The sequence below is a fragment of the Burkholderia pulmonis genome (assembly GCF_984667975.1).
Genome location: NZ_OZ480187.1, coordinates 3,272,673 through 3,295,893, shown reverse-complemented (window position 1 = coordinate 3,295,893; position 23,221 = coordinate 3,272,673). Strand labels below are relative to the sequence as shown.

17 protein-coding genes are annotated in these 23,221 nt (G+C 63.7%); 9 read left to right on the top strand and 8 right to left on the bottom strand.

Annotation, left to right across the window (positions count from 1 at the left end; translation table 11 throughout):
* Positions 1-22: 22 nt before the first annotated feature.
* The 3 genes from AC5LXK_RS31545 to AC5LXK_RS31535 form a co-directional block, all read right to left on the bottom strand.
* On the bottom strand, positions 23-826 hold the full coding sequence (locus AC5LXK_RS31545; protein WP_493392561.1) for an SDR family oxidoreductase: 804 nt from the start codon (positions 824-826) through the stop codon (positions 23-25).
* Positions 826-1,461: a GTP cyclohydrolase I FolE gene (gene folE, locus AC5LXK_RS31540; protein WP_493392560.1), complete on the bottom strand. Its 636-nt coding sequence runs from the start codon at positions 1,459-1,461 to the stop codon at positions 826-828. The genes AC5LXK_RS31545 and folE overlap by 1 nt, the downstream gene beginning before the upstream one ends.
* Positions 1,462-1,557: 96 nt before the next feature.
* Complete coding sequence (locus AC5LXK_RS31535) at positions 1,558-2,484, bottom strand: LysR family transcriptional regulator (RefSeq protein WP_006480134.1); 927 nt, start codon at positions 2,482-2,484, stop codon at positions 1,558-1,560.
* A gap of 116 nt (positions 2,485-2,600) precedes the next feature.
* On the opposite strand from AC5LXK_RS31535, the gene pobA reads away from it, so the two are divergent.
* The 7 genes from pobA (at position 2,601) to AC5LXK_RS31500 (ending at position 9,550) form a co-directional block, all read left to right on the top strand.
* Complete coding sequence (gene pobA, locus AC5LXK_RS31530) at positions 2,601-3,833, top strand: 4-hydroxybenzoate 3-monooxygenase (RefSeq protein ID WP_493392559.1); 1,233 nt, start codon at positions 2,601-2,603, stop codon at positions 3,831-3,833.
* Between the two features lie 143 nt (positions 3,834-3,976).
* Positions 3,977-4,693, top strand: a complete 717-nt coding sequence (locus tag AC5LXK_RS31525) for a 3-oxoacid CoA-transferase subunit A (protein WP_493392558.1) — start codon at positions 3,977-3,979, stop codon at positions 4,691-4,693.
* A gap of 19 nt (positions 4,694-4,712) precedes the next feature.
* A complete protein-coding gene (locus AC5LXK_RS31520) occupies positions 4,713-5,369 on the top strand; it encodes a CoA transferase subunit B (RefSeq protein WP_493392557.1) in 657 nt (218 codons plus the stop codon).
* A gap of 88 nt (positions 5,370-5,457) precedes the next feature.
* Entirely contained in the window at positions 5,458-6,831 is a 1,374-nt protein-coding gene (locus tag AC5LXK_RS31515) for a 3-carboxy-cis,cis-muconate cycloisomerase (RefSeq protein WP_493392556.1), read from the top strand.
* The gene (gene pcaD, locus AC5LXK_RS31510) at positions 6,831-7,616 is read left to right on the top strand and encodes a 3-oxoadipate enol-lactonase (protein ID WP_493392555.1); all 786 of its coding nucleotides are present in this window, start codon (positions 6,831-6,833) and stop codon (positions 7,614-7,616) included. The genes AC5LXK_RS31515 and pcaD overlap by 1 nt, the downstream gene beginning before the upstream one ends.
* Before the next feature lie 10 nt (positions 7,617-7,626).
* Positions 7,627-8,013 (top strand): 4-carboxymuconolactone decarboxylase, encoded by a 387-nt coding sequence (gene pcaC / locus AC5LXK_RS31505; protein WP_089443676.1) that lies wholly within the window; start codon positions 7,627-7,629, stop codon positions 8,011-8,013.
* Positions 8,014-8,191: 178 nt separating this feature from the next.
* Positions 8,192-9,550, top strand: a complete 1,359-nt coding sequence (locus AC5LXK_RS31500; protein ID WP_493392554.1) for an MFS transporter — start codon at positions 8,192-8,194, stop codon at positions 9,548-9,550.
* A gap of 59 nt (positions 9,551-9,609) precedes the next feature.
* Here AC5LXK_RS31500 and AC5LXK_RS31495 read toward each other — a convergent pair whose 3' ends face one another.
* The 5 genes from AC5LXK_RS31495 to AC5LXK_RS31475 all read right to left on the bottom strand — a co-directional run bounded on the left by AC5LXK_RS31495 (position 9,610) and on the right by AC5LXK_RS31475 (position 13,142).
* Positions 9,610-9,858, bottom strand: a complete 249-nt coding sequence (locus tag AC5LXK_RS31495) for a hypothetical protein (RefSeq protein WP_493392553.1) — start codon at positions 9,856-9,858, stop codon at positions 9,610-9,612.
* Positions 9,859-9,965: 107 nt separating this feature from the next.
* Positions 9,966-10,583, bottom strand: coding sequence for a LysE family translocator (locus tag AC5LXK_RS31490; RefSeq protein ID WP_493385623.1), 618 nt, complete (start codon positions 10,581-10,583; stop codon positions 9,966-9,968).
* Positions 10,584-10,917: 334 nt separating this feature from the next.
* Positions 10,918-11,883: an alpha/beta hydrolase gene (locus AC5LXK_RS31485; protein WP_493392552.1), complete on the bottom strand. Its 966-nt coding sequence runs from the start codon at positions 11,881-11,883 to the stop codon at positions 10,918-10,920.
* Positions 11,880-12,230, bottom strand: a complete 351-nt coding sequence (locus AC5LXK_RS31480) for a RidA family protein (RefSeq protein WP_493392551.1) — start codon at positions 12,228-12,230, stop codon at positions 11,880-11,882. Before AC5LXK_RS31480 ends, AC5LXK_RS31485 begins: the two co-directional genes overlap by 4 nt.
* Before the next feature lie 18 nt (positions 12,231-12,248).
* On the bottom strand, positions 12,249-13,142 hold the full coding sequence (locus AC5LXK_RS31475) for an MBL fold metallo-hydrolase (protein WP_493392550.1): 894 nt from the start codon (positions 13,140-13,142) through the stop codon (positions 12,249-12,251).
* 73 nt (positions 13,143-13,215) lie between these two features.
* Here AC5LXK_RS31475 and AC5LXK_RS31470 point away from each other — a divergent pair, with 73 nt between their 5' ends.
* Together AC5LXK_RS31470 and AC5LXK_RS31465 are read left to right on the top strand one after the other, a co-directional pair.
* The gene (locus AC5LXK_RS31470; protein ID WP_493392549.1) at positions 13,216-14,148 is read left to right on the top strand and encodes a LysR family transcriptional regulator; all 933 of its coding nucleotides are present in this window, start codon (positions 13,216-13,218) and stop codon (positions 14,146-14,148) included.
* Positions 14,149-14,882: 734 nt separating this feature from the next.
* Positions 14,883-22,979 (top strand): two-partner secretion domain-containing protein, encoded by an 8,097-nt coding sequence (locus AC5LXK_RS31465; RefSeq protein ID WP_493392548.1) that lies wholly within the window; start codon positions 14,883-14,885, stop codon positions 22,977-22,979.
* The last annotated feature ends 242 nt before the right edge of the window (positions 22,980-23,221 follow it).

The window sequence follows — 23,221 nt, the reverse complement described above, 5'->3', positions numbered from 1 at the left end:
GCGCGGGCGCGTGCCGGGTGCGTCAGTGCTTGCCGGCGGGCGAGCGGTGCTTGTACAGCACGTCCTGGTCGACGCGGATCAGGTTCTGCCCCGCATCGACGACGAAATCCACACCGTTGTATGCATTGCCGGTCAGCAGCAGGATCGCGCCCGCGACGTCGTCGGGGCCGGCGATGCGCGCGAGCGGCGTCGACGCGCGGCTCGCGTGTTCGAAGTCGGCCTGCGTCTGGTCGTCGCTCGGCAGCATCAGCCCGGGGAACACCGCATTCACGCGCAGCACCGGCGCGGACGACAGCGCGAGCATCTGCGTGAGGTTGCCGAGCGCGGCCTTCGCGACCGTGTAGCTGAAATGATCGCGGTGAAAGTTTTCCTTGATCTTCTGGTCGACCACATTAACGACGACACCCTGCGTGCCGGCCGCGCGGGCCCGTTCGTAGAACGCACGCGTGAGCAGGATCGGCGCGCGGCAGTTGACGGCCCACGCCTGGTCGAACGCCGCGAGGTCGAAGCTCGGGAAATGGTCCTGCCAGAACACCGACGCGTTGTTGACCAGCACGTCGAGACGCCCGAAGCGCGCATATACCTGGTCGATCAGCGCGGTGATCTGCGCGGCATCGGACAGGTCGGCCTGCAGCGCCACCGAATCGTGCCCGCGCTCGGCGATCGCGCGGGCGGCTGCCTGCGCGGCATCCGCCGAACGGTCGTAGTGCACCGCGGTGCGATAGCCGTGCGCGGCGAAATACTCGGCGAACGCGCGCCCGGCCCGGCGCGCGGCGCCGGTCACGAGCACGACGGGCGCGTGCGCCGCTTGCTTCGTCTGCGCCATCAGGTATTCGTCAGGTTGACTGAAGAAGGATTCGCGACGATCGACAGGAATTCACGCCGCGTCGACGGATCGGTGCGGAACGTGCCGAGCATGCGCGACGTGACCATCTCGACGCCCGGCTTGTGCACGCCGCGCGTCGAGATGCACTGGTGCGCGGCTTCGAGGATCACGCCGACGCCCTTCGGCTGCAGCACGTCGAACAGCGTGTCGGCGATCTGCACGGTCATCTTTTCCTGGATCTGCAGGCGCTTCGCGAACGCGTCGACGAGGCGCGCGAGCTTCGAGATGCCGACGACCCGCTGGTTCGGCAGATACGCGACGTGCGCGCGGCCGATGATCGGCACCATGTGGTGCTCGCAGTAGCTCTCGAAGCGGATGTCCTTCAGCACGATCATCTCGTCGTAGCCGTCGACTTCGCTGAACGTGCGCGCGAGGATGTCGCGCGGCTCCAGCGCATAGCCGGCGAAGAACTGCTCGTACGAGCGTACGACGCGTGCGGGCGTGTCGAGCAGGCCTTCGCGCGCGGGATCGTCGCCGGCCCAGCGCAACAGCACGCGGACCGCATCTTCTGCTTCTTCACGGCTCGGCCGGGAGACGGCCGGCTCGGACCGCGCGGATTTCTTTCCTTTACCCATGTAGTGGCTCCATCGAAGGCCGCCTGCGGCGGCCGATATCCGGCCATTGTTTCATGCTTTCGCGGGTCGTGCGTGCGGGCTGCCGCGCTCCCAGCGTCACTTCGGCCATTCGTCCTGCTCGTCGTTGAACAGCGACGCGACGACGCCGCGCAGCCATGCGGTGCGCGGGTCGTTGTGGTACTTGCGATGCCAGTGCTGCTTCAGGTCGAAGCGCGGCAGCGCGAGCGGCGGCTCGACGGGCACGATGAACGCGTGCTCGGCCGCATACGCATAGCCGATCGCATGCGGCACCGTCGCGATCAGGTCGGTACGGCTCAGGATGAACGGCAGGCTCATGAAGTGCGGCGTCTCGAGCACGGCGCGGCGCTGCATGCGCTGCTTCGCGAGATATTTCTCGAGCACTTCCTGGCTGCGCCCTTCGGCGCGCACCACCGCGTGCCCGCACGCGAGGAACTGCTCGACCGTGAACGGCGGTGTTTGCTCGAACGGATGGCCGCGCCGCATCAGGCATACGAACCGGTGCGTGAACAACCGTTGCTGGAAGAAGTTGTTGCCGTCGAGATCGGGGAAGTAGCCGACCGCGAGATCGATCGACCCGGCTTCGAGGCCCCGCCCGACTTCGTCGTGCGCGAGCGAGACCGAACGCAGGTTCGCGTGCGGTGCGAGCGTCGCGAACGCCTGCAGCAGTTTCGGCAGGAACACGATCTCGCCGACGTCCGACAGCGCGATCGAGAACGTATGCGTGCTCGCGGCCGGGTCGAAGTCGTGCGGCGCGACGAGGCCGCGCTCGATCTGCGCAAGCGCATCGCGGGCGGCCGGCAGCAGCGCGAGTGCGCGCGGCGTCGGCTCCATCCCGCGCGACGTGCGCACGAACAGCGGATCGCCGAAATACTCGCGCAGGCGCCCGAGCGCGGTGCTGACGCGCGGCTGGCTGACGCCGAGCAGGTCGCCCGCACGGCTCACGTTGCGCGTGTCGTCGAGCGCGACGAGGTAGGGAATCAGGTTCAGGTCGAGCGCATCCATGGTCGGACCAGTATCTTCAAAACGTATACAACATATCTCCTGAATCGCATTGCCGCATAGTCGGGAAAGCGCTCAAATGTGTTCCATTACTCGAACCAATGTTCAGGAGACGAACAATGCGCACCCAGGTCGCCATCATCGGCGCCGGCCCGTCCGGCCTTCTGCTTTCCCATCTGCTGCGCCTGCAAGGCGTCGATTCCATCCTCGTCGAAGCGCGTTCGCGTGAGTATTGCGAGAACCGCATCCGCGCCGGCGTGCTGGAGCAGGGCACGGTCGACACGCTGAACGAAGCCGGCCTCGGCGAGCGGATGCGCCGCGAAGGGCTCGAACACCACGGCATCGAGCTGCTGTTCGACGGCCGGCGCCATCGTATCGACCTGTCCGAACTGACCGGCGGGCGCGCGATCACCGTCTACAGCCAGCACGAAGTCGTGCGCGACCTGATCGCGGCCGGCGTCGAGCACGGCCACGCGATGCATTTCGACGTCAGCGACGTTGCACTTCACGACGTCGAAGGCGAGCACCCGTTCGTCACGTTCAAGCATGCGGACGGCCGCGCCGACCGCATCGACTGCGACTACATCGCCGGCTGCGACGGCTTCCACGGCATCGCGCGCCAGACGATCCCGGCCGAGCGGCTGAACACGTTCGAGCGCGTCTACCCGTTCGCGTGGCTCGGCATCCTCGCCGATGCGGCGCCGTCGCTCGACGAGCTCGTCTATGCGCATCACGACAACGGCTTCGCGCTGTTCTCGATGCGCTCGCCGACGGTCACGCGCCTGTACCTGCAGTGCAAGCCCGACGAGGATCTCGCCGAATGGTCCGACACGCGGATCTGGGACGAACTGCACACGCGCTTCTCGAACGACACCGGCTGGACGCCGACCGAGGGCCGGATCACGCAGAAGAGCGTGACGCCGATGCGCAGCTTCGTGTCGGAGACGATGCAACACGGGCGCCTGTTTCTCGCCGGCGACGCCGCGCACATCGTGCCGCCGACCGGCGCGAAGGGGATGAACCTCGCGGTGGCCGACGTCCGCGCGCTGTCCCGCGCGCTCGGCGCGCGCTACCGGACAGGCGACGCGACGCCGCTCGACACCTATTCGGCGACCTGCCTCGAACGCGTGTGGCGCGCGGAGCACTTCTCTTACTTCATGACGAACATGCTGCACTCGACGCCGGACGATTCGCCGTTCGTCAATCGCCTGAAGTTTGCCGAACTGAAATACGTGACGCGCTCACGGGCCGCCGCGCAGTCGCTCGCCGAAAACTACGTCGGGTTGCCGTTCGACGATGCGACGGCCCCCGAGGCAACCCGCCTTGACAACGCGCTGTGCACGACTCTATGATCGGCCCATCGTTCGCTAATCGAATCTAGGTTCGAATAGCGAACAAATACCAGGATCGACATCGGCCCCGGCGCGGCACGCGGCACGCGCGTGTCCCCTCGACAGGCCGCGCATCGAGCCGCGGGTTCGTATCAGGAAGAGACATGGTCAACAAGATTTTCGAATCGCTCCAGTCGGCGGTTGCCGACGTCCACGATGGCGCGACAATCATGATCGGCGGCTTCGGCACGGCCGGCATGCCGTCCGAGCTGATCGACGCGCTGATCGAACAGGGCGCGCGCGACCTGACGATCGTCAACAACAACGCGGGTAACGGCGAAACGGGTCTTGCGGCGCTGCTGAAGGCGAAGCAGGTGCGCAAGATCATCTGCTCGTTCCCGCGCCAGAGCGATTCGCAGGTGTTCGACGGGCTGTACCGCGCGGGCGAGATCGAGCTGGAGCTCGTGCCGCAGGGCAACCTCGCGGAGCGCATCCGCGCGGCGGGCGCCGGCATCGGCGGCTTCTTCACGCCGACCGGTTACGGCACCAAGCTCGCGGAAGGCAAGGAAACGCGCGTGATCGACGGCAAGCCGTACGTGTTCGAGACGCCGATCCATGCCGATTTCGCGCTCGTGAAGGCGTACAAGGGCGATCGCTGGGGCAATCTCGTGTATCGCAAGACGGCGCGCAACTTCGGCCCGATCATGGCCAGCGCCGCGAAGGTCGCGATCGTGCAGGTGTCGGAAGTCGTGCCGCTCGGCGCGCTGAACCCGGAGCACATCGTGACGCCGGGCATCTTCGTCCAGCGGATCGTCGAGGTGCCGCAGGCCGCGCACGCGGCCGAGCTGGCCGCCGAACACGCCACGTCCCAAGCCGCCTGACCGCCCGAGGAGCATTCAAATGAAACGACTGACCCGCGATGAAATGGCCAAGCGCGTCGCCCAGGACATCCCCGAAGGCGCGTACGTGAACCTCGGCATCGGCGTGCCGACGCTGGTGGCGAACCACCTCGACCCGAGCAAGGAAATCTTCCTGCACAGCGAGAACGGCCTGCTCGGCATGGGCCCCGCGCCCGCGCCCGGCGAGGAAGACGACGAACTGATCAACGCCGGCAAGCAGCACGTGACGCTGCTCACCGGCGGCGCGTATTTCCACCATTCCGATTCGTTCGCGATGATGCGCGGCGGCCACCTCGACTACTGCGTGCTCGGCGCGTTCCAGGTGTCGGCGGGCGGCGATCTCGCGAACTGGCACACGGGCGCACCCGATGCGATCCCGGCCGTCGGCGGCGCGATGGATCTCGCGATCGGCGCGAAGCAGGTATTCGTGATGATGGAGCACCTGACGAAGCAGGGCGAAAGCAAGATCGTCGCGCAGTGTTCGTATCCGGTCACCGGCGTGCAATGCGTGAGCCGCATCTATACGGATCTCGCCGTGCTCGACGTGACGGCCGACGGCCTCGCGGTGAGCGAGATCTTCACCGACCTGTCGTTCGACGAGCTGCAGAAGCTGACCGGCGTGCCGCTGATCGACGCGACGCACAAGGCAGCGGCCTGAACCCCCGGCGTGCCGGCGCGTGCGCTCGCGCGCAGGCCGGCACGCTTGGGTGGACAATAGGCGCACGCCGTTTCTCCAATCTGATGCCATGCTCGAAGACAGCGCCCGCCTGACCTCCCTCATCTGCGGCACCGAGCCGCTCAACCGGATCTGGTCGCCTCGTGCGACGATCCAGCGGATGCTCGACGTCGAGGCCGCGCTTGCACGCGCGCTCGCCGCGCAGCAGGTGATTCCCGCCGCCGCGGTCGCGCCGATCGAACGCGCGTGCGACGCCGGCCGGCTCGACGCCGACGCGCTCGCGCATGGCGCGGCGCTCGGCGGCAATCTCGCGATTCCGCTCGTCAAGCAGCTCACCGCGCAGGTGAAGGCCGACGACCCCGAGGCCGCGAAGTTCGTGCATTGGGGCGCGACGAGCCAGGACATCATCGATACCGCGACCGTGCTGCAGCTGCGCGACACGCTCGACGTGCTGGAGCCGATGCTCGACGAAGCGTGCGCGTCGCTCGCGGTGCTTGCGCGCACGCATCGCGCGACGCCGATGATCGGCCGCACGTGGCTGCAGCAGGCGCTGCCGATCACGCTTGGCCTGAAATTCGCCCAATGGCTCGATGCGCTGCTGCGCCATCGCGCGCGCTTCGCCGAATTGCGCGCGCGCGTGCTGGTGCTGCAGTTCGGCGGCGCGGCCGGCACGCTGGCGAGCCTGCGCGAGCAGGCGGCCGGCGTCACGGCCGCGCTTGCCGCCGACCTGCGGCTCGCCGTGCCGGCCGTGCCGTGGCATACGCAGCGCGACCGCATCGCGGAAGCCGCGTCCTGCTTCGGGATGCTGGCGGGTACGCTCGGCAAGATCGCACGCGACGTGTCGCTGCAGATGCAGACCGAAGTCGGCGAGCTTGGCGAGCCGGCCGCCGCCGGCAAGGGCGGCTCGTCGACGATGCCGCACAAGCGCAACCCGGTCGGCTGTGCCGCCGTGCTGACGGCGGCCGTGCGTGCGCCGAACCTCGTCGCGACCGTGTTCGCGGGGATGGTGCAGGAGCACGAACGTGCGCTCGGCGGCTGGCAGGCCGAATGGGACGCATTGCCCGACCTCGCGCGCCTGACGGGCGGCGCGCTCGCGCAGATCGCGCAGATCGTCGCGGGCCTCGACGTCAATACCGAACGACTCGCCGCGAACCTCGACCTGACGCACGGGCTGATCCTCGGCGAAGCCGTGATGCTCGCGCTCGGCGACCGCATCGGCCGGCTCGACGCGCACCACGTCGTCGAGCACGCGTCGAAGGAAGCCGTGCGCACCGGCGCGACGCTGTTCGACGTGCTCGCCGCCGATGCGACCGTGTCGGCCCACCTGTCGCGCGATGCGCTCGCGCGGCTGCTCGATCCCGCACATTACGTCGGCGAGGCGCAGGCCTACGTCGACGCCGTGCTCGCGCTGCATGCGGGCACGATCCAACCAGGAGAACATTGATGCCTTTCGCCACTGTCAACGGCGTGAAACTGCATTACCGGATCGACCGTGCCGCACGCGCCGACGCGCCGTGGCTCGTTTTCTCGAACTCGCTCGGCGCCGACCTGCAGATGTGGGCGCCGCAGATCCGTCCGCTCGTGCAGCACTTCAACATCCTGCGCTACGACACGCGCGGCCACGGCCATTCCGACGCGCCGGCCGGTTCGTACACGATCGAGCAGCTCGCCGGCGACGTGATCGGCCTGCTCGACCACGTCGGCATCGATTGCGCGCATTTCTGCGGGATCTCGATGGGCGGGCTGACGGGCGCCGCGCTCGCCGCGCGCTACCCGTCGCGCATCGTGCGTGCGGTGCTGTCGAATACCGCCGCGAAGATCGGCTCGCCGGAAGTGTGGGCGCCGCGTGCGCAGAAGGCGCGCGCCGAAGGGATGGCTGCGCTTGCCGACGCCGTGCTGCCGCGCTGGTTCACCGACGCGTTCGTCGAACGCGAGCCGCGCATGTTCGACGCGATCCGCGATACGTTCGTGCATACCGACAAGGACGGCTATGCGGCGAACTGCGACGCGCTGAACGCGGCCGACCTGCGCGACGAAGTGAAGGGCATCGCGCTGCCGGTGCTCGTCGTGACCGGCGCGAACGACATGTCGACGCCGCCCGACCAGGGTCGCGCGCTCGCTGCCGCGATTCCCGGTGCGCTGCACATCGAATTCGACGCCGCGCACATTTCGAACATCGAGTGCACCGACGGCTTCAACCGCGCGCTGCTCGATTTCCTGAACGCGTGAGGTGATGGCGATGGACGACCAGGAACGTTACGAAGCAGGGATGAAGGTGCGTCGCGCGGTGCTCGGCGACGCGCACGTCGACCGTTCGATCGAGAACCGCACCGAGGTGACCGACGAATTCCAGAACCTGATCACGCGCTATGCATGGGGCGAGATCTGGACGCGCGACGGCCTGCCGCGCCACACGCGCAGCCTGCTGACCATCGCGATGATGGTCGCGCTGAATCGCGGCGAGGAGCTGGCGCTGCATCTGCGCGCCGCGCGCAACAACGGCGTGACGCGCGACGAGATCAAGGAAGTGCTGCTGCAGACCGCGATCTATTGCGGCGTGCCGGCTGCGAATTCCGCGTTCCATCTCGCGGACAAGATCTTCAAGGAACAGGATGGGGCCGCCTAGGTGAGGCCGGTTAAGCACCGGTGGTGATGCGGTCGCGCGGCCCGCGGGTGTCTGGCGGGCCGTCGACGATGAAAAAACGCGCCGGCAGTGAATCGGCGCGCGGCGTACCGGATGGCCGGTGCGTGAACAAGGAAAGGCGCGGCTACCAGGCCGCGCTACTTATATCAGGAGACTCGCGATGAATCGCGCACCCGTGGTCGATGTCCAGACCTTCATCAACGAGCAGCCGTTCGGCGGCTTTCAATGGCTCGTGTTCCTCATGTGTTTCGTGATCGTGCTGCTCGACGGCTTCGATACGGCCGCGATCGGCTTCATCGCACCGTCGCTGCTCGGCGAATGGAACCTGACCAAGCCCGATCTCGCACCCGTGCTGAGCGCCGCGCTGTTCGGCCTCGCGTGCGGCGCGCTCGTGTCGGGCCCGCTGTCCGACCGGCTCGGGCGCCGCTCGCTGCTGCTCGGCTCGGTGTTCCTGTTCGGCGTCGCGTGCCTGATGTCCGCCTTCTCGAACACGATCGGGCACCTGACGATCCTGCGCTTCATCACCGGCGTCGGGCTCGGCGCGGCGATGCCGAACGCGGTCACGATGATGGGCGAGTTCTGTCCGGACAAGCGCCGCGCGACCGTGATCAACCTGATGTTCTGCGGCTTCCCGCTCGGCGCCGCGTTCGGCGGTTTCCTGGCCGCGTGGATGATTCCGCATTTCGGCTGGCGCAGCGTGCTGATGCTCGGCGGCGTGACGCCGCTGCTGCTCGGCGTGCTGTTGTTGCTGAAGATGCCGGAATCGGTGCGTTTCATGGTCGCGAGCGGCCAGCACGTCGACAGGATCCGCGCGACGCTCGCGCGCATCTCGCGCGACGCGCTGAACGCCGGCTCGTTCGCGATGACCGAAGTGGCGCCGCAGACGGGCAGCAAGGGCCTCGGCGTGGTGCTGTCGCGCTCGTACATCGTCGGCTCGGTGATGCTGTGGCTCGCGTACTTCATGGGCCTCGTGATCTTCTACGCATCGATCAACTGGATGCCGATCCTGCTGAAGGATGCGGGCCTGACGCCGAAGAGCGCGACGCTGATCTCGGCGCTGTTCCCGCTCGGCGGCGTAGGCGCCGTGCTGTGCGGCGTGCTGATGGACCGCTTCAACGCGAACCGCGTGATCGCCGTGTGCTACGCGCTGACGGCGGTGAGCGTGTATGCGATCGGGCAGGCGGCCGGCAACGTCGGGCTGCTCGTGCTGGTCGTGTTCGTGGCCGGCGTGCTGATGAACACCGCGCAATCGTCGATGCCGGCGCTGGCCGCCGCGTTCTATCCGACGGAAGGGCGCGGCACGGGCGTCGCGTGGATGCTCGGCGTCGGCCGTTTCGGCGGGATCGCGGGTTCGTTCCTCGTCGCCGAACTGACGCGTCGGCACTTCTCGTTCGCGGGGGTGTTCGCGACGATCGCCGTCGCGGGCGTGCTGGCGTGCGTCGCGTTGCTGATCAAGCAGACGGCGCGGCCGCATGGTGTCGTGCAGCCGGCGGGCAAGATCGAGTCGCTCGGGCATTGAGCGGCGTGCGGGCCGGTGCATTGCGCCGGCCCCTTTTTTGAGCGGCACCGTTCGGGCCGCTATTCTTCCGCGTCGTGTTCCTTGACGAAGTTGCGCAGATACGCGCGCAGCGCGGCCTCCCGGCCGCGATGATCGGCGAGGTTCGCGGCGCCCATCTCGTCCTCATCGCCGAACAGCGTCGGCGGCGCGCAGTAAGTGCCGACTTCGATGTTCTCGCGCAGCACGCGGATGTCGTGCGTGAGCGGGTGATACTCGGCGATCCAGTGCATCCCCTCGATGTGTTCGCCCGTCCTCAGCAGTGACTTCATCGGCACTCTCCCGGCAGCAGCGGCGCAACCGGCGAAGCGGTTGCACGCGCCCGTACCAAAAGGGTACGCCTGCCAGGCGTGAATCTCAACGGGCGCGCTGTGAGCGCTCACTGCGGCAGCAGGTGCGCGATGAGCGGATACAGCGACAGGATCAGCAGCACGGCCATCGTCACGTTGAAGATGCGCAGTGCGCGGCGGTTCGACAGGAAGCGGCGCAGGCCGAGGCCGAACGCGGCCCACAGACAGATGCACGGGAAGCCGATCAGGATGAACACGACGGACATCCACGCGGCGTTCATCCCGTAGTCGGCGGACAGCCGGACCGTCGTCGCGGCGGTCAGCACCATCATCCAGGCTTTCGGGTTGACCCACTGGAACGCGGCGGCTTCGACGAACGTCATCGGCCGCGGCTTGGCGCCGTGCGCCTTCACTTCGCCCGACGTGCCGATGCGCCATGCGAGATACAGCAGGTACGCGACGCTCGCGGCTTCGAGGATCGTGTACAGCAGCGGCAGGCGCTTGAACGCTTCGCCGAGGCCGAAGCCGACGCAGAGCATCAGGATCGCGACGCCGATGCTGATGCCGAACAGGTGCGGCATCGTGCGGCGGAAGCCGAAATTGACGCCGGATGCGAGCAGCATCGTGTTGTTCGGGCCGGGCGTGATCGACGTGACGAGCGCGAACAGCATGCCGGCGGGCAATGCGCTGAGGGTGAGGAATTCCATCGCGGATTCTCCGTTCGGTTCTAGGCTGGGATGGAGATCAGTTTAGCGACGGTTGTCTGTACAGTACCGGTACAGTTGGTTTGACGAATACCGGTACGGGGGGAGTGGGGCGGAAGCGCTGGTTGACGGTTGTTGTTGTCTCTCGGAAAAGATGTCCGCAGTCTAAAGACAGTGAGCGCAGCAGTTTCGCCCCCCGATGCGTGTCCAAGGTCCCGGGGCTGCCGTCACTGCAGGTTGTCGGTGCAGTGGGGTGAAATTTTGCGGCGAGAGTCGGCGCACGATCTTGCGAGTTCGATCTTTCTCGACACGAGATAGCGAGTACTAGCGGCGGTGCCTACGCTTCGCGAAATCTGCTGAATACCTGGTCAAGAAAGACTGCGACCTCGCCAATCAGAACCGTTGACTCGGGAATCAGGCCACCCATCGTCAGAAAGCCGTGTATCTGACCTGGATAGTGCTGGTGACGAACCGGGACACCCGCATCGCGAAGTCGAGCAGAATAGGCGGCGCCTTCGTCACACAGCGGATCATGGCCACAAGTCACGACATACGCTGCCGGCAAGTTGGAAAAAGTGGGCGCCCTGAGCGGTGACGCTTTCCAGTCGAGGCGATCTTCGCCTACCGGCAAATATTGATCTGCGAACCAATCGAGACTTGCTTTTGTCAACGTCGGTCCAAGCGAGAACTGCTCGAGTGACGCTGTATTCGCCGCGAAGTCGGTGGCCGGATAGAGCAGTACCTGCGCGATCGGCTGATGCCCGCCCGCGTCGCGCAACAGGTGTGTGAGAACCGCCGCGAGGTTGCCACCCGCACTGTCGCCACCCACGGCGATCTTTGTCGCATCGATGTTCAATGACGCCGCGTGTTCAAGAATGTAAGCGTACGCAGCTTGCGCGTCTTCGATTGCCGCCGGAAACGGATGCTCGGGAGCGAGTCGATAATCGACCGCCATCACCGAGATGCGCGCCGTGCTGGCTATCGCTCGGCAGGCGTTGTCATGGGTGTCGAGATCCCCGGACACCCAGCCGCCGGAATGGAAGAAGAGCAGGCAAGGAAGCCGGGATCCGTCGTCCGTTCCCCACCCGCGATAACAGCGGAGTCCGAATTTTCTGTCGGAGTGCACGACTTCGAGATCCCGAACCGAGGAAACCTGAACCGGCTGCGACGCAAGCGCTTTGCGACTTTTGCGAAATGCAGCGCGCGCCTGCTCGGGGGACCCGGCTTCCGGGCCCGAAGCCCCACTTTCGCGCGCGAGCGCAACAACGCGTGCCGCGCCCGGGTCCAGCGGAACGTGACTCATGCGCTACCTCCCGACCATGCCACCGCCTCGATCTCGACAAGTGCCTCGGGGACGGTCAATCCACATACCACCGTTGATCGCGCCGGTCGATGTGTCCCGAACACGCTCGCGTATGCGGCGTTGAACGCTTCGAAATCTGACGCACGGCGAAGCCAGACCGTGGTTTTACCGATGTCCGTCAAGCCAAGGCTCGAAGGTGCGAGCAGCGATGCAATGCGTTGCAGTATGACGCGAGTCTGATGCACCACGTCTCCCTCGATATGCCCTTCAGCATCGAATGCGAGTTGACCGGAAGTGAAAACTATTTCTCCCGATCGGACGGAAGGTGAAAGGTGTGGTTGAGTCAATGGAATAGTCCCGATAGTTCAAGCGAAGATCCAGCGGAAGTTGTTCGACTCCCGCTTCACGTAACCTGCTGAATTCGCGCCAAAGTGCGCAGGCAAAACCAGTGCACCAGATTCAGCCGTATATTCGAGCATCCAGTGCCTCGACTTGCGTGCCGCATCCTGGTTCTCGCAGAAGGCGGAGTTCCATTCCGGTCGGTAAATCTGAATCGGGTTGTGAATGACGTCGCCACTGAAAAATGCTTCGCCTCCACCTGACCGGATGCTGATCGACATATGGCCGGGAGTGTGCCCGGGCGTGGGGTGAAACATCACGCCTTCGATCACTTCTGCACCAGCGTCGGGAACAACATCGACAAGACCCGCATCGACAATCGGACGCACGCTGTCCTCGTAGACGCCAGGAGAGACGACATTCCTGAAAGTATCTCCGGCAGCCCAGTCATGCTCGCCGCGAGACCAGAGATAACGCGCGGACGGAAACGTCGGAACCCAGACTCCGCCGGATAGATGTGTGTTCCAGCCAACGTGATCGCTATGAAGATGAGTACAAAATACAAAATCGACGGCATGCGGATCGATGCCGTTAATCTTCATTCGTTCGAGGTATCCGGTATTAAGGTTGTTGAATGCTTCGATGTGACGTACTCGACCATCTCCGATTCCGGTATCGACGATGAACAACAGATCTGGTGTTCGGACGACCCAGGAGTTCACATAGACGATCACACTTCTGCGATCAGGCGTTAAAACACCTTCGTGCAGACTTTGGAGCTTTGCTTCAGTCAGGTTGTCCTGCCATTCCGGAAACAGAAAAGTCACCGGAAATTCGAATGAAATTTCGGTGATACGTGTGATTTCCATATCACCCACGTGAAATCGGGGTGCTGCAATTGTTGAGATATCGACGCTCATCTGACTCTCATAGTGATGGCTGAACGAATCCACTATACTCAGGCTACGCCAATACATCCAATCGATACCAGGCATGGAAACTATCGATCATTTCGATCTGCGCTCGTTCGACATGAATCTGTTGATCGCGTTCGATGCGCTGATGCAGGAACGCAGCGTGACGCGCGCAGCCGCAAAACTACGGATCCAGCAACCGGCGATGAGCCACTCGCTGTCCACGTTGCGTCTGCTGCTCAGAGACGAACTGTTCGTCAGAGTCGGGCGGACATTGCAGCCGACCCCGCGAGCGTTATCGTTGCAGGATCCGGTTCGGAGTTCATTGCTGCAGTTGCAGGAAGCATTGAAAACGGAAGCGTCGTTCGATCCGTCGAACGCGCGGCGAGACTTCCGCGTTGCAATGACAAACGGAATCGAATCGCTGCTCCTGCCGGATATCGTTGCCCGCTTCCGGACCGACGCTCAAGGCATGACGTTGCTGGCGCGCTCGGTCGATCCGCAGGACATGCCCGACATGCTTGATCGTGGTGAACTGAATCTAGCTATCGGTTGCTACGAAAGCACCCATCCCTGGATACGACGACACGAGCTATTTAATGAAACACTGACCTGTTGTTTCAATCCTGATCTGCTTCCGATCAAAACACCGATTGACGAAAAAACCTATATCGAAACGCCGCACGTAGTTGTATCAATGCGAAATACGATATTGGGTTGTCTCGAAGATGCATTGCGCGGTGCGCGCGTCGAACTCAATATAGTTTCCGCCGGCCCCAATTTTCTCGCAGTGCTCATGATGGCAGCGGACACCCCTGTTCTCACGACCTTGCCATCACGCATTGCACATCGGTATGCGGATCGTTTTGGTCTTTCGACCTGTCCCGTTCCGATTTCATTGTCCGCTAATCCGATCGCAATGGTATGGCATTCCCGTGAAGATCGGGAGCCGGGGAGCGAATGGCTGAGACAGCTAGTTAGAGAACTGTGCCCCTTCGAGCGAGCTGATTGAACGTGAGCGGTTCGCATGCCGATCAAATCAAATTTCCTACCCGGGCTCACGGTATCAATTGATCGAGTGCCAGGCGCCCACCCGGCAACGCCAACTGATGCAGGCCTGTCCATGGCGCTGCTTGTTGCCAAATTCCGTCGAGGAACCTCGGCAGGGTCGTGTCATTCCCAAAGACGCCTTTTCTGAGAGCTCACAGTTGCGTCTCGGAAAAGATGTCCGAAGTGTCAGTGAGTTGTCTTTGAAGAATTGACTGCATCCCGTATGTGAAGGATGTGTCGTGTCTCGACTTGTGCGAAAGGATCGAAACATATTTGCCTACATGGAACGTTGGCGCAATGTTTGATCAAGCTCGCCGTCTCATTGTTGTCGTATTGACGGCGCTCACCACGGCGCGCGCTCATTGAGCGAAATCGTTCCCTTGCCCGGCTCCACCGTTCATGAAGTTTTGGCTTTGAAAATTAATGAAATGGTGTGATTTTGAATGACTGTAAATTTATTTAGTTTTGCTTTCAATTAATCAACAAACGTCAAATCTTGTCAGGGTTGCGTCGCGCCACGATTCGTCATGCTAACTTCGAGCCAAAGTTCTCATTCGGCAGACTTCCGAGATTCCGGGCTGTCCGACAGGAAGATACCAAGAACACCAATCCAGAAGAAAAATGCGAGTAGAGACCCTACGACGAACGCTGGCGGCTCGCCACGTTCTGCGCGATATGGCGCATCGGCAAGGCTGGATGAATCACCATTTTTCTGCGCTATCCCATTCGGATAGCGCGGCACGACCGCTATGGATGCGCGTCACGGCAATCGTGATGGTCGCCGTCACTTACTTCGCACCCGCTGTATTTCTTGCCGACGAAGTCGCGCATGCTGCGCCGATCATCGATCCGCGCGCGCCGATTCCATTCCAGCCAACCATTACGCAGACAAGCTCAGGTGTACCCGCAGTGAATATCGCCGCGCCGAATTCAAATGGCGTGAGTTTGAATCAATATCAATCGTTTGGAGTTGATTCTCAAGGATTGGTGCTGAATAACAGCACCGTCGCAGGAACGCCTTTGCTCGGCGGGACGCTGGGCGCGAACCCGAATTTGAACGGCCGGTCGGCCTCGCTGATCATCAACCAGGTGACCTCGACGGGGCCAGCAGCCCAACTATACGGGCCGCTCGAGGTCTTTGGGGTACCCGCGGCCGTGGTCGTGGCCTCGCCAAATGGCGTCAGCGTAAACGGTTTGAGCCTGACGAACGTCACGAATCTGACGCTGACGACCGGCACGCCGCAATTTCTCACTGGCGTTGGCGGCACGGCAACCGATTTTACGCACGCAGGCGCGGTCGCGTACAACGTTATGTCGGGCGCCATCACGATCAATGGGCCGGCAGGTAATAACGGGACGCCAGGCGCGGGGGTGGAAGGAACAGTTGGCAACCTCGACCTGATTGGCCAAAGCGTCACCGTCAACGCGCCGTTGAGAGCTGATCAACGAGTGAACGTGGTGACCGGCAACCAGCTGGTGACGCCGACGTCGTCGGATGCGACAGGTATTACGTATGGCACGGCGGGGAACGGAACGGCCAATACGGCCGCGGCGATCGGCAAGAGCGTCGCGGTGGATGCGAGCCAATATGGCTCGGTCACGTCGGGTACTGTCTATATCGTGTCGACGGCGGCCGGGATGGGCGTGAACACGCAGGGCCCGCTGTCGGCAACGGCGGGCAACGTGGTCGTCAATGCGAATGGCGATGTGTCCGTCGGGCAAACGTTCGCGAACCAAAACGTCGCGCTGACTAGCGCGGGCAACACGACGATCAGCGGGACCGGCCTGGCGAACCAGAACTATACGGTTGCGGCGAACGGCGACATCAACGCGCCGGGCGCGGTGTCGGCCGGGCAGAACGTCACGATGACGGCCGGCGGCAATCTGAATGCCGCATCTGTCGCGGCGAACGGCGCGGCTAACCTCACGGCGGGGCAGTCGATGACGATCGACTCGCTGTCGGCACACGATATCGCGCTGCAGACGACGAATGGTGATCTCACGGTCGGCGGCCTGAGCGCACCCGGAACGGTATCGGCGAAGGCCGGTCGGGATCTCACGGTCAACGGCGCGGTTCAGGGGGGCAGCACGGTGGCGCTCGCCGGTGCGCGCAATGCGACCGTCAACGGGGCGGTGTCTTCGGTAGGCGACACGAGCGTGACGGCAACGACGGGCTCGGCCGCGGTCAACGGCAACCTGCAATCCAATGGCACGGCCACCGTCACGGCTGGCCAGAACGCCGCGATCGGCGGCACGGTGCAGGCACTGGGGCCGGTGACGATCGCTGCACAAAGCGGCTCGATCACGGGGCAAGGCAATGTCACCTCGTCGCAAGGCGCAGTCGCCCTGAATGCCGGCCAGGCCATCGCGTTGAACGGCGCGGTGCAGAGCGGCAGCACGGTCAGCGCGACAGCCGGCACGAACGCCAATTTCGGCGGTACGGTGTCGGCGCCGGGAGCCGTGACGATTCAGGCAGGTCAGGATACGACGCTTGGCGGAAACGTGACGAGCGGCGGGAATCTGAGCGTGAGCTCGGGCGGCAACACCAGTGTCCAGGGCACGGCCGGGTCGATCGGTAACATGACTCTCGAGGCCAACGGTGGCTCTCTGACCACCACTGGCGACGTCGTGACACTCGGCGCGTTGAATGCGACTGGCCAGCAAGGCGTCAACTTGGGCGGCACGGTCTACAGCGGTGGCAACGCAACGATCGGATCGAGCGCGGGCAGTGTGTCGGTCGCGGGTGCGGTGTCCACGCCGGGCACGGTCAATATCAACGCCGGGCAGGATGCGACGATTGCCGGAACGCTTCATAGCGGCCAAACCGCGACGATCGCCGCCACGCGTGACGTGAACCTGAACGGTGGCGTCGAAGTCGACAACGCGGGCAACGCGAGCGTCACGGCAGGGCGCGATATCACCGGATCGGGCGCCGTGAACGTGGCGAACGACACGACGCTCAACGCCGGCAATAACATCGCCGTATCGGGTGCGGTCCAGACGGGCAACAATCTGACCGCAACGGCCGGACAGAACCTTGCGGTCGGCGGTGCCACGGCCGTCGGCAAGAGCACGTTGACTGCAACGAATGGCAGCGCGACGCTGACCGGTAATGCATTGTCCGGCGGCACGACCACGATCACGGCCGGCACAGACGTGAACGCGCAGGGCAGCGTCAAGAGCCTTGGCGACCTCGCCGTGACGGCGAAAAGCGGTAACTTGACCGCTGGCGGTCCGGTGTCCACTGGCGGCAACGCGACGTTGAGCGCGGGTCAGTCCATGTCGCTCAACGGCCAGACGACCGTATCGAAGGATGCATCGCTGACGGCCGGGAACATCGCCACGCAAGGCGTCGCAGTCGGCGGCAATTTGACGGCGACGGCAAGCAACAATCTCGATACGTCCGCCGGACAGCTCAACGCCACGTTCGACGCAAACGCGCCGGCGCTGTCGGTCGGGGGTAATGCGTCGCTGTCTGGGGCCAATGTCACGACGGCGAACGCGGTGGTTGGTGGCACGACGGCGATCACCGGTACGCAGAGCGTCACCACGGGTGGTACGGCGGCGTTCAAGGGCGGCGCCGCCCTGGCCGGCGGGACGGTGACGAACGTCGGTACGCAACTGTCGGGGGCTAACCTGACCGTCTCAGGCTCCAACGTCAGCAACACCGGTACGTTGTCGTCGCTCGGTACGAGCACCGTGAATGCGGCGAATTTGACGAACAGTGGGTCGATTTACGGCGCGACGACTGGCCTGACGGTGTCCGGCACGACCACGAACTCCGGTTCGTTGCTCGCGACGAATGCACTCAATCTGACGACGAACGCGTTGAGCAACCGCAACGGGATGATCTTCGCGGGCGACGTCAACAACAAGACGGCGCCGACCGGCGACGTGACCCTCACGGTAAATGGCGGCAACGGGACGTATGACAATACTGCCGGCCAAATTCTCGCCCAGCATGACCTGACGCTGAATCTGCCGAATCAGGCATTCGATCCGTCGGCCGCATCGGCCGGGACGATCAATCTCGGCAATGCGCTGACGATCAACGCGCAACAGATCAATAATTCGGGCACGTGGGCGATGCCGGGCAACAGCGTCGCGCTGAACGCCGCGCAGGGCCTGACGAACACCGGAACGATCAGCAAGGCAGGCGATATTACGCTGTCGACGAACGGCACGTTGACCAACAGCGGGACGATCTCGTCCGGCAACAACGTGAACTTGTCGGGTACGGTCGACAACCAGTCCGGCGGCACGATCACGGCGAATCAGGACGTGAACCTCGCAGGTGTCGTCACGAACGCGGGAACGGTCAGCGCCGTGCGTGACGTCAACTTGTCGGGTAGCAGTTACGACAACACGGGCGCGTTGACGAAGGCAGGCCGCGATCTGAATGCGTCATTGTCCGGCGACCTCGTGAACGTCGGCGGCACAATGTCCGCCCAGAACGACGTCACGATCAACGCGGCGAACGTCAACAACAGCCGCGCAGGTGGCAGTACGACAAACACGTCGACATCCACCACCACCGTGAACGACGCGGGTCTCAGCGCTGCGCTGCTGGCTTCGCCGATTGGCACGGAGACGCTCACTTCGTCGGTCATCACCAACATCGACAGTGGGACAACTTTCAGTTATTCGTCAACGATTACCGCACGCGTGGGCGACTTGCAGCCGTCGAGCGCGACCTCGATGAGCGCCCCGGACGTTAGCGGCGGAACGCTGTACGGTATTGCACTCCCGGCCGTTACACAAACGTCCACGACGACGCAGACCTCGGGTACGGCAGGTGTGATCGCCGCGGGTCAGAACCTGTCGCTCACGACGGGGACGTTGAACAATCACGGCGGCACGATTTCCGCAGGGAACAACGCCGTACTGAACGTCGCGTCGCTCGACAATGGCGGTGACGCGGCCGTGACGACGATCACCGACGGTATCAGCACGTCGGCGTACACCGCGTTTCTGACGCAATTGCAGGCCGCGTACAAGTCTGGCCAGCTCGTGGCGCTTCCCGGCGTCGCCGACAGCGTGGCTGTGAGCTTTACGCCCGGACAAGTCAGTCCGCCCGCGCTGCAGACGTCGACTATTACCACCTATACAAGCCAGAACGCCGGCCAGATCGTGGCCGGGAACAACCTGAGTCTGACCGGCACCGGATCGAGCCTGACCAACGCCGGCAATCTCTATGCCGGTCAGGATCTGACAATCACCGCGAACAACTTCACGAATCAGGGGTATCACACCAGCAACGTGACGTCGACGGTCGGTTGCGTCGCGGGGGTATCGGCGTCGCAGTGCGGCTATCGTTACGAATCGCATAGCCAGCCGCTCGCCTATTACGGCTTCGCTTTCGACCGGCCAGGACAGGCATTCAGCGACGCCATGCCGTTCGTGCCGTTGACCCGGACGCCTTCTACTACGTTCGGCCCGAACAACGATTCGATCGGTCTCTATGCAGACCAGATCAATACGCAGAGTTACAGCTACACGCAGACCAACAATACCGTCTTCGCCGGTCGCGATCTGACCATTGCTGCGCCGACGGTCACGAATAGCTACGGGAATTTGCTGGCCGGTCGCGATGTGGTGATTGGCGGTACCGGAACGAGCCGAGACAACACTGATCCGAACAACCCGCAAACCACCCTGACTCAGGGTGCCAGCGTAACGAATTCCTCTGGGAACATACAGGCCGGTCGCGACATCGCGATGAGTACCGCGTCGCTGACGAACACCCTTTCGGCGCCGCAGCAGGTTTATCAGAACTACGGCACGACCGCGCAGTACGGTTGTAGCGGGGCGTTTCAGCACTATTGCGATGCCTTCGTCGACATGCAGTCAGGCGATGCATCGACGATTTCTGCTAACCGTAACCTGTTTATCGGTGCGGGCAGCGTGACGAATACGGGCAGCCTGATCACGGCGGGTGGTCAGGCTACGGTCACGGCTACGTCGAGCGTCACGAACCAGGACCAGACGCTGAACGCGTACTGGCATGACGGATTCTGGGGCGGCATTGTCGGCGGCTCACTGCCGCCGGACAACTTCGGGTGCGGGAGCTCCGGTACCTGCTCGTCGCTGTTCGGCAGTGCGTATCAGGCCGGTGCGGGCATCCAGCCGCCGACACCGTACAAGAGCCTGCCCGGCACGATTCAGGCGCCGTCGCTGACGGTAACGGCGGGCGGTGCCGTGCAGAACTCCGGCAACGTGATGGGCCAGCAGGTATCGGTGACAGGCGCAACGCTCGTCAACGGCCTGACGTCCCCGAACGTCTATACACCGCAACCGACATCCTCGCAGCAAGTCGTTCCGCTCGGTCCCGTAGGTGTGCCGGCGAGCGCAAGCACCGCGCAGAATGGCGCAAACGCCGTTGCGAACTCGCTGATTCAGTCGTCGGTCGTGGCAGGCGCGGTATCGAACGGTCCGTCCACGGCGATTACATCCCAAACTGTTGGTACGCCGCATAACCCGGCGGTTCCGTCGGCCACTACGCCGCAGGGCAGCACCGTCCAGACCATCGCCACGTCGAACAGCAATCCGACCTATCTGATCAACAATCCGGCGTCGCAGGTGATCGGCGGTGTCGGCCCGTCCGACCTGATCGCGAACCTGCCAGCCAATTTGCGGCCCGGCTCGACGCTGTTCTACTACGACCCGTTCAGTGAAGATCAACTGCTTCAGCAGGCCGCACTCGCACAAACGGGCACGGCGAGCTTTATCAACGGCTTGACGTTCGACAATCAGAATCAGAAGTCGGTGACGGACCAAGAGAAGTCCGTGTTGTACGGCAACGCGATCGCGTATGCGAAGGCGAACAACATCGCACTCGGGACCGCGCTTTCGTCGCAGCAGATCGCGTCGCTTGATGCGCCGATGCTCTGGTACGTCGAGGAAACCGTGCCGCAGCCGGGCTGCACCGCGACAGGTGTGGCGAGCTGCCCGACCGTGACCGCGCTGATGCCGCAGGTCTATTTGCCGCAGAACTACGCGGTAGTCCAACACGACGGCACGATCACGGGCCAGGACGTCTCGCTTGTTGCGACGAACAAGGGTTCGATTACCAACACCGGAACCATCACCGCAACCAACACGTTGTCGATCGACGCCGGCACGGTGACCAATCAGCAGCGGTCGACCGACGTCGGCACGATCTACACGTATATGCCGGACGTGATGGGGCTGCTGACGACGACAGGGACCGTCACGCAGCAAGGCGGTTTCATGTCGGCCGCCAATTACGACCTGAACGTCGATCGACTGAATCAGGTGGGTGGCGCACTTCAGAAGCTGGACCCGAACGGGCAAGTCGACGCGAGCGCGACGGCGGATCAGCTCGAGGCGCTCAAGAGCCAGCTCGGTGGGAATTTTACGCAGAGTACCGTCAGCGACAACCTGCAGACGAGCTTCAAATCACTGGCCGATAGTCCTGGCCTGTTCCAGCAGATCGGGATGGCTGTCACCGCTGTTGTGGCGTCATTCATCACGGCAGGTGCCGCAAGCGCGATGATGCCAGGCGTTATGGCAACGACGGTCGGCGGCTCGATGATCTCGGCCGGGGTTGGCGGCTTCAGCGCGAGCGCAATTTCGCAGGCGAGCACTGGCCAGTTCAGCCTCACGGCGGCCCTCGAGGGCGGTGCGACCGGCGCGATTACCGCGGGTCTGACGAACGGCATCACCTATTCGCCGGATGCCGGCGTGGGTTGGGCGGGACTTGGCGGCCAGATTGGCGACAACAGTCTTTCCGCGCTCGCGGGTGTGAAGAATGTAGGCGGGGCCATCGTTCCGCAGGCCGGCGCGTCGACCGCGACGTCGATCGGACAAACCGCGCTTGCGCTGGGTGCCGAGGCGACGATTCAGGCTGGGGTGCAGACGGCGATTCAGGGCGGCAGCTTCCTGACGAATCTGCGCAACAGTGCTGTAGCTGATGTCGCAGCTGCAGCGGCTTACTCGATTGGCAATGCAGCGAACATTCAAGGCTCGCCGATTCAGGTTGGAACGCCCGGTTATTGGTTGGCGCACGCGGCGCTGGGGTGTGCGGCCGGCGCCGCAACCGGGCAGGGATGTGGCGGGGGGGCGATTGGTGGGGCGGTGAGCGCGGTGCTGTCGCCGCTGGTGCTGGGCACGATTGATGCGACGCACGCACCGCTTGATCAAGGGCAGTTGGCAGTGCTCGCAGCGGTTGCTACGTTTGCCGGTGGTGGTCTTGCCGGCCTTGCGGGTCAGAATGCGACGGCTGGCGCGACGGCTGCGCAGAACGAGGCGCTGAACAACACCGCCGAGCACTGGGAAAAGCCGGGGCAGCAAAACGAAGGCGAGAAGCTTGTCGTGACGCCGACGCCGCAGGGCGCTCCGGTCGATCAGGCGCAGCAGGGCGGAGGTGGTGGAACAGATGCCGAAGCCGTGACAGTAGGGTCGTCCTCGACGGTTGCGGGAGCGGCGGGCGGAGATGCAAACACGGCGACGGGTGGACCCAAAGTCCCACCGAACCTTCAGCCGCTAACAAATCCCGCTCAGGGTCCGGTCATTCCTTCCGATTGGGTCAGTAAACCTGGCAGGACGCCAGGCAGTACCATTTACTACCCTCCGGGAACGGACCCCAGTACTCCCGGAAGCACGTACATTCGAGTGATGCCCCCCGGGTCGACGCCAGTGCCTGGGCTTGAAAATGGCTATTGGGTTTCCATCCAAAACGGGCAGCCGATAAATCCCGCGACAGGAGGAACTGGTCCGAGAGGTCAGACACATATCCCGCTGCCGCCCAACACGATGCCGCCCACGCGATGAGAGGACGAAAATGATTGAGGAAAAAGATTTAGCGGAGTTCTGCGCAACAATCTTGACAGGAGTAACTGTTGGGATCGGTTCGTTGATACTGCTCTTTGCAAGCGGAGCACACATACTCGTTCAGTGCACGTTTCAGTGCGTCGAGTTCGGGGGCGTTCGTCAAGGGCATGGAGAGCAGGTTGCTGACAGTCTGCTCCTGTTTGAATACCTAAATCACACGGTGGAAAGCGCTGAATTCGACA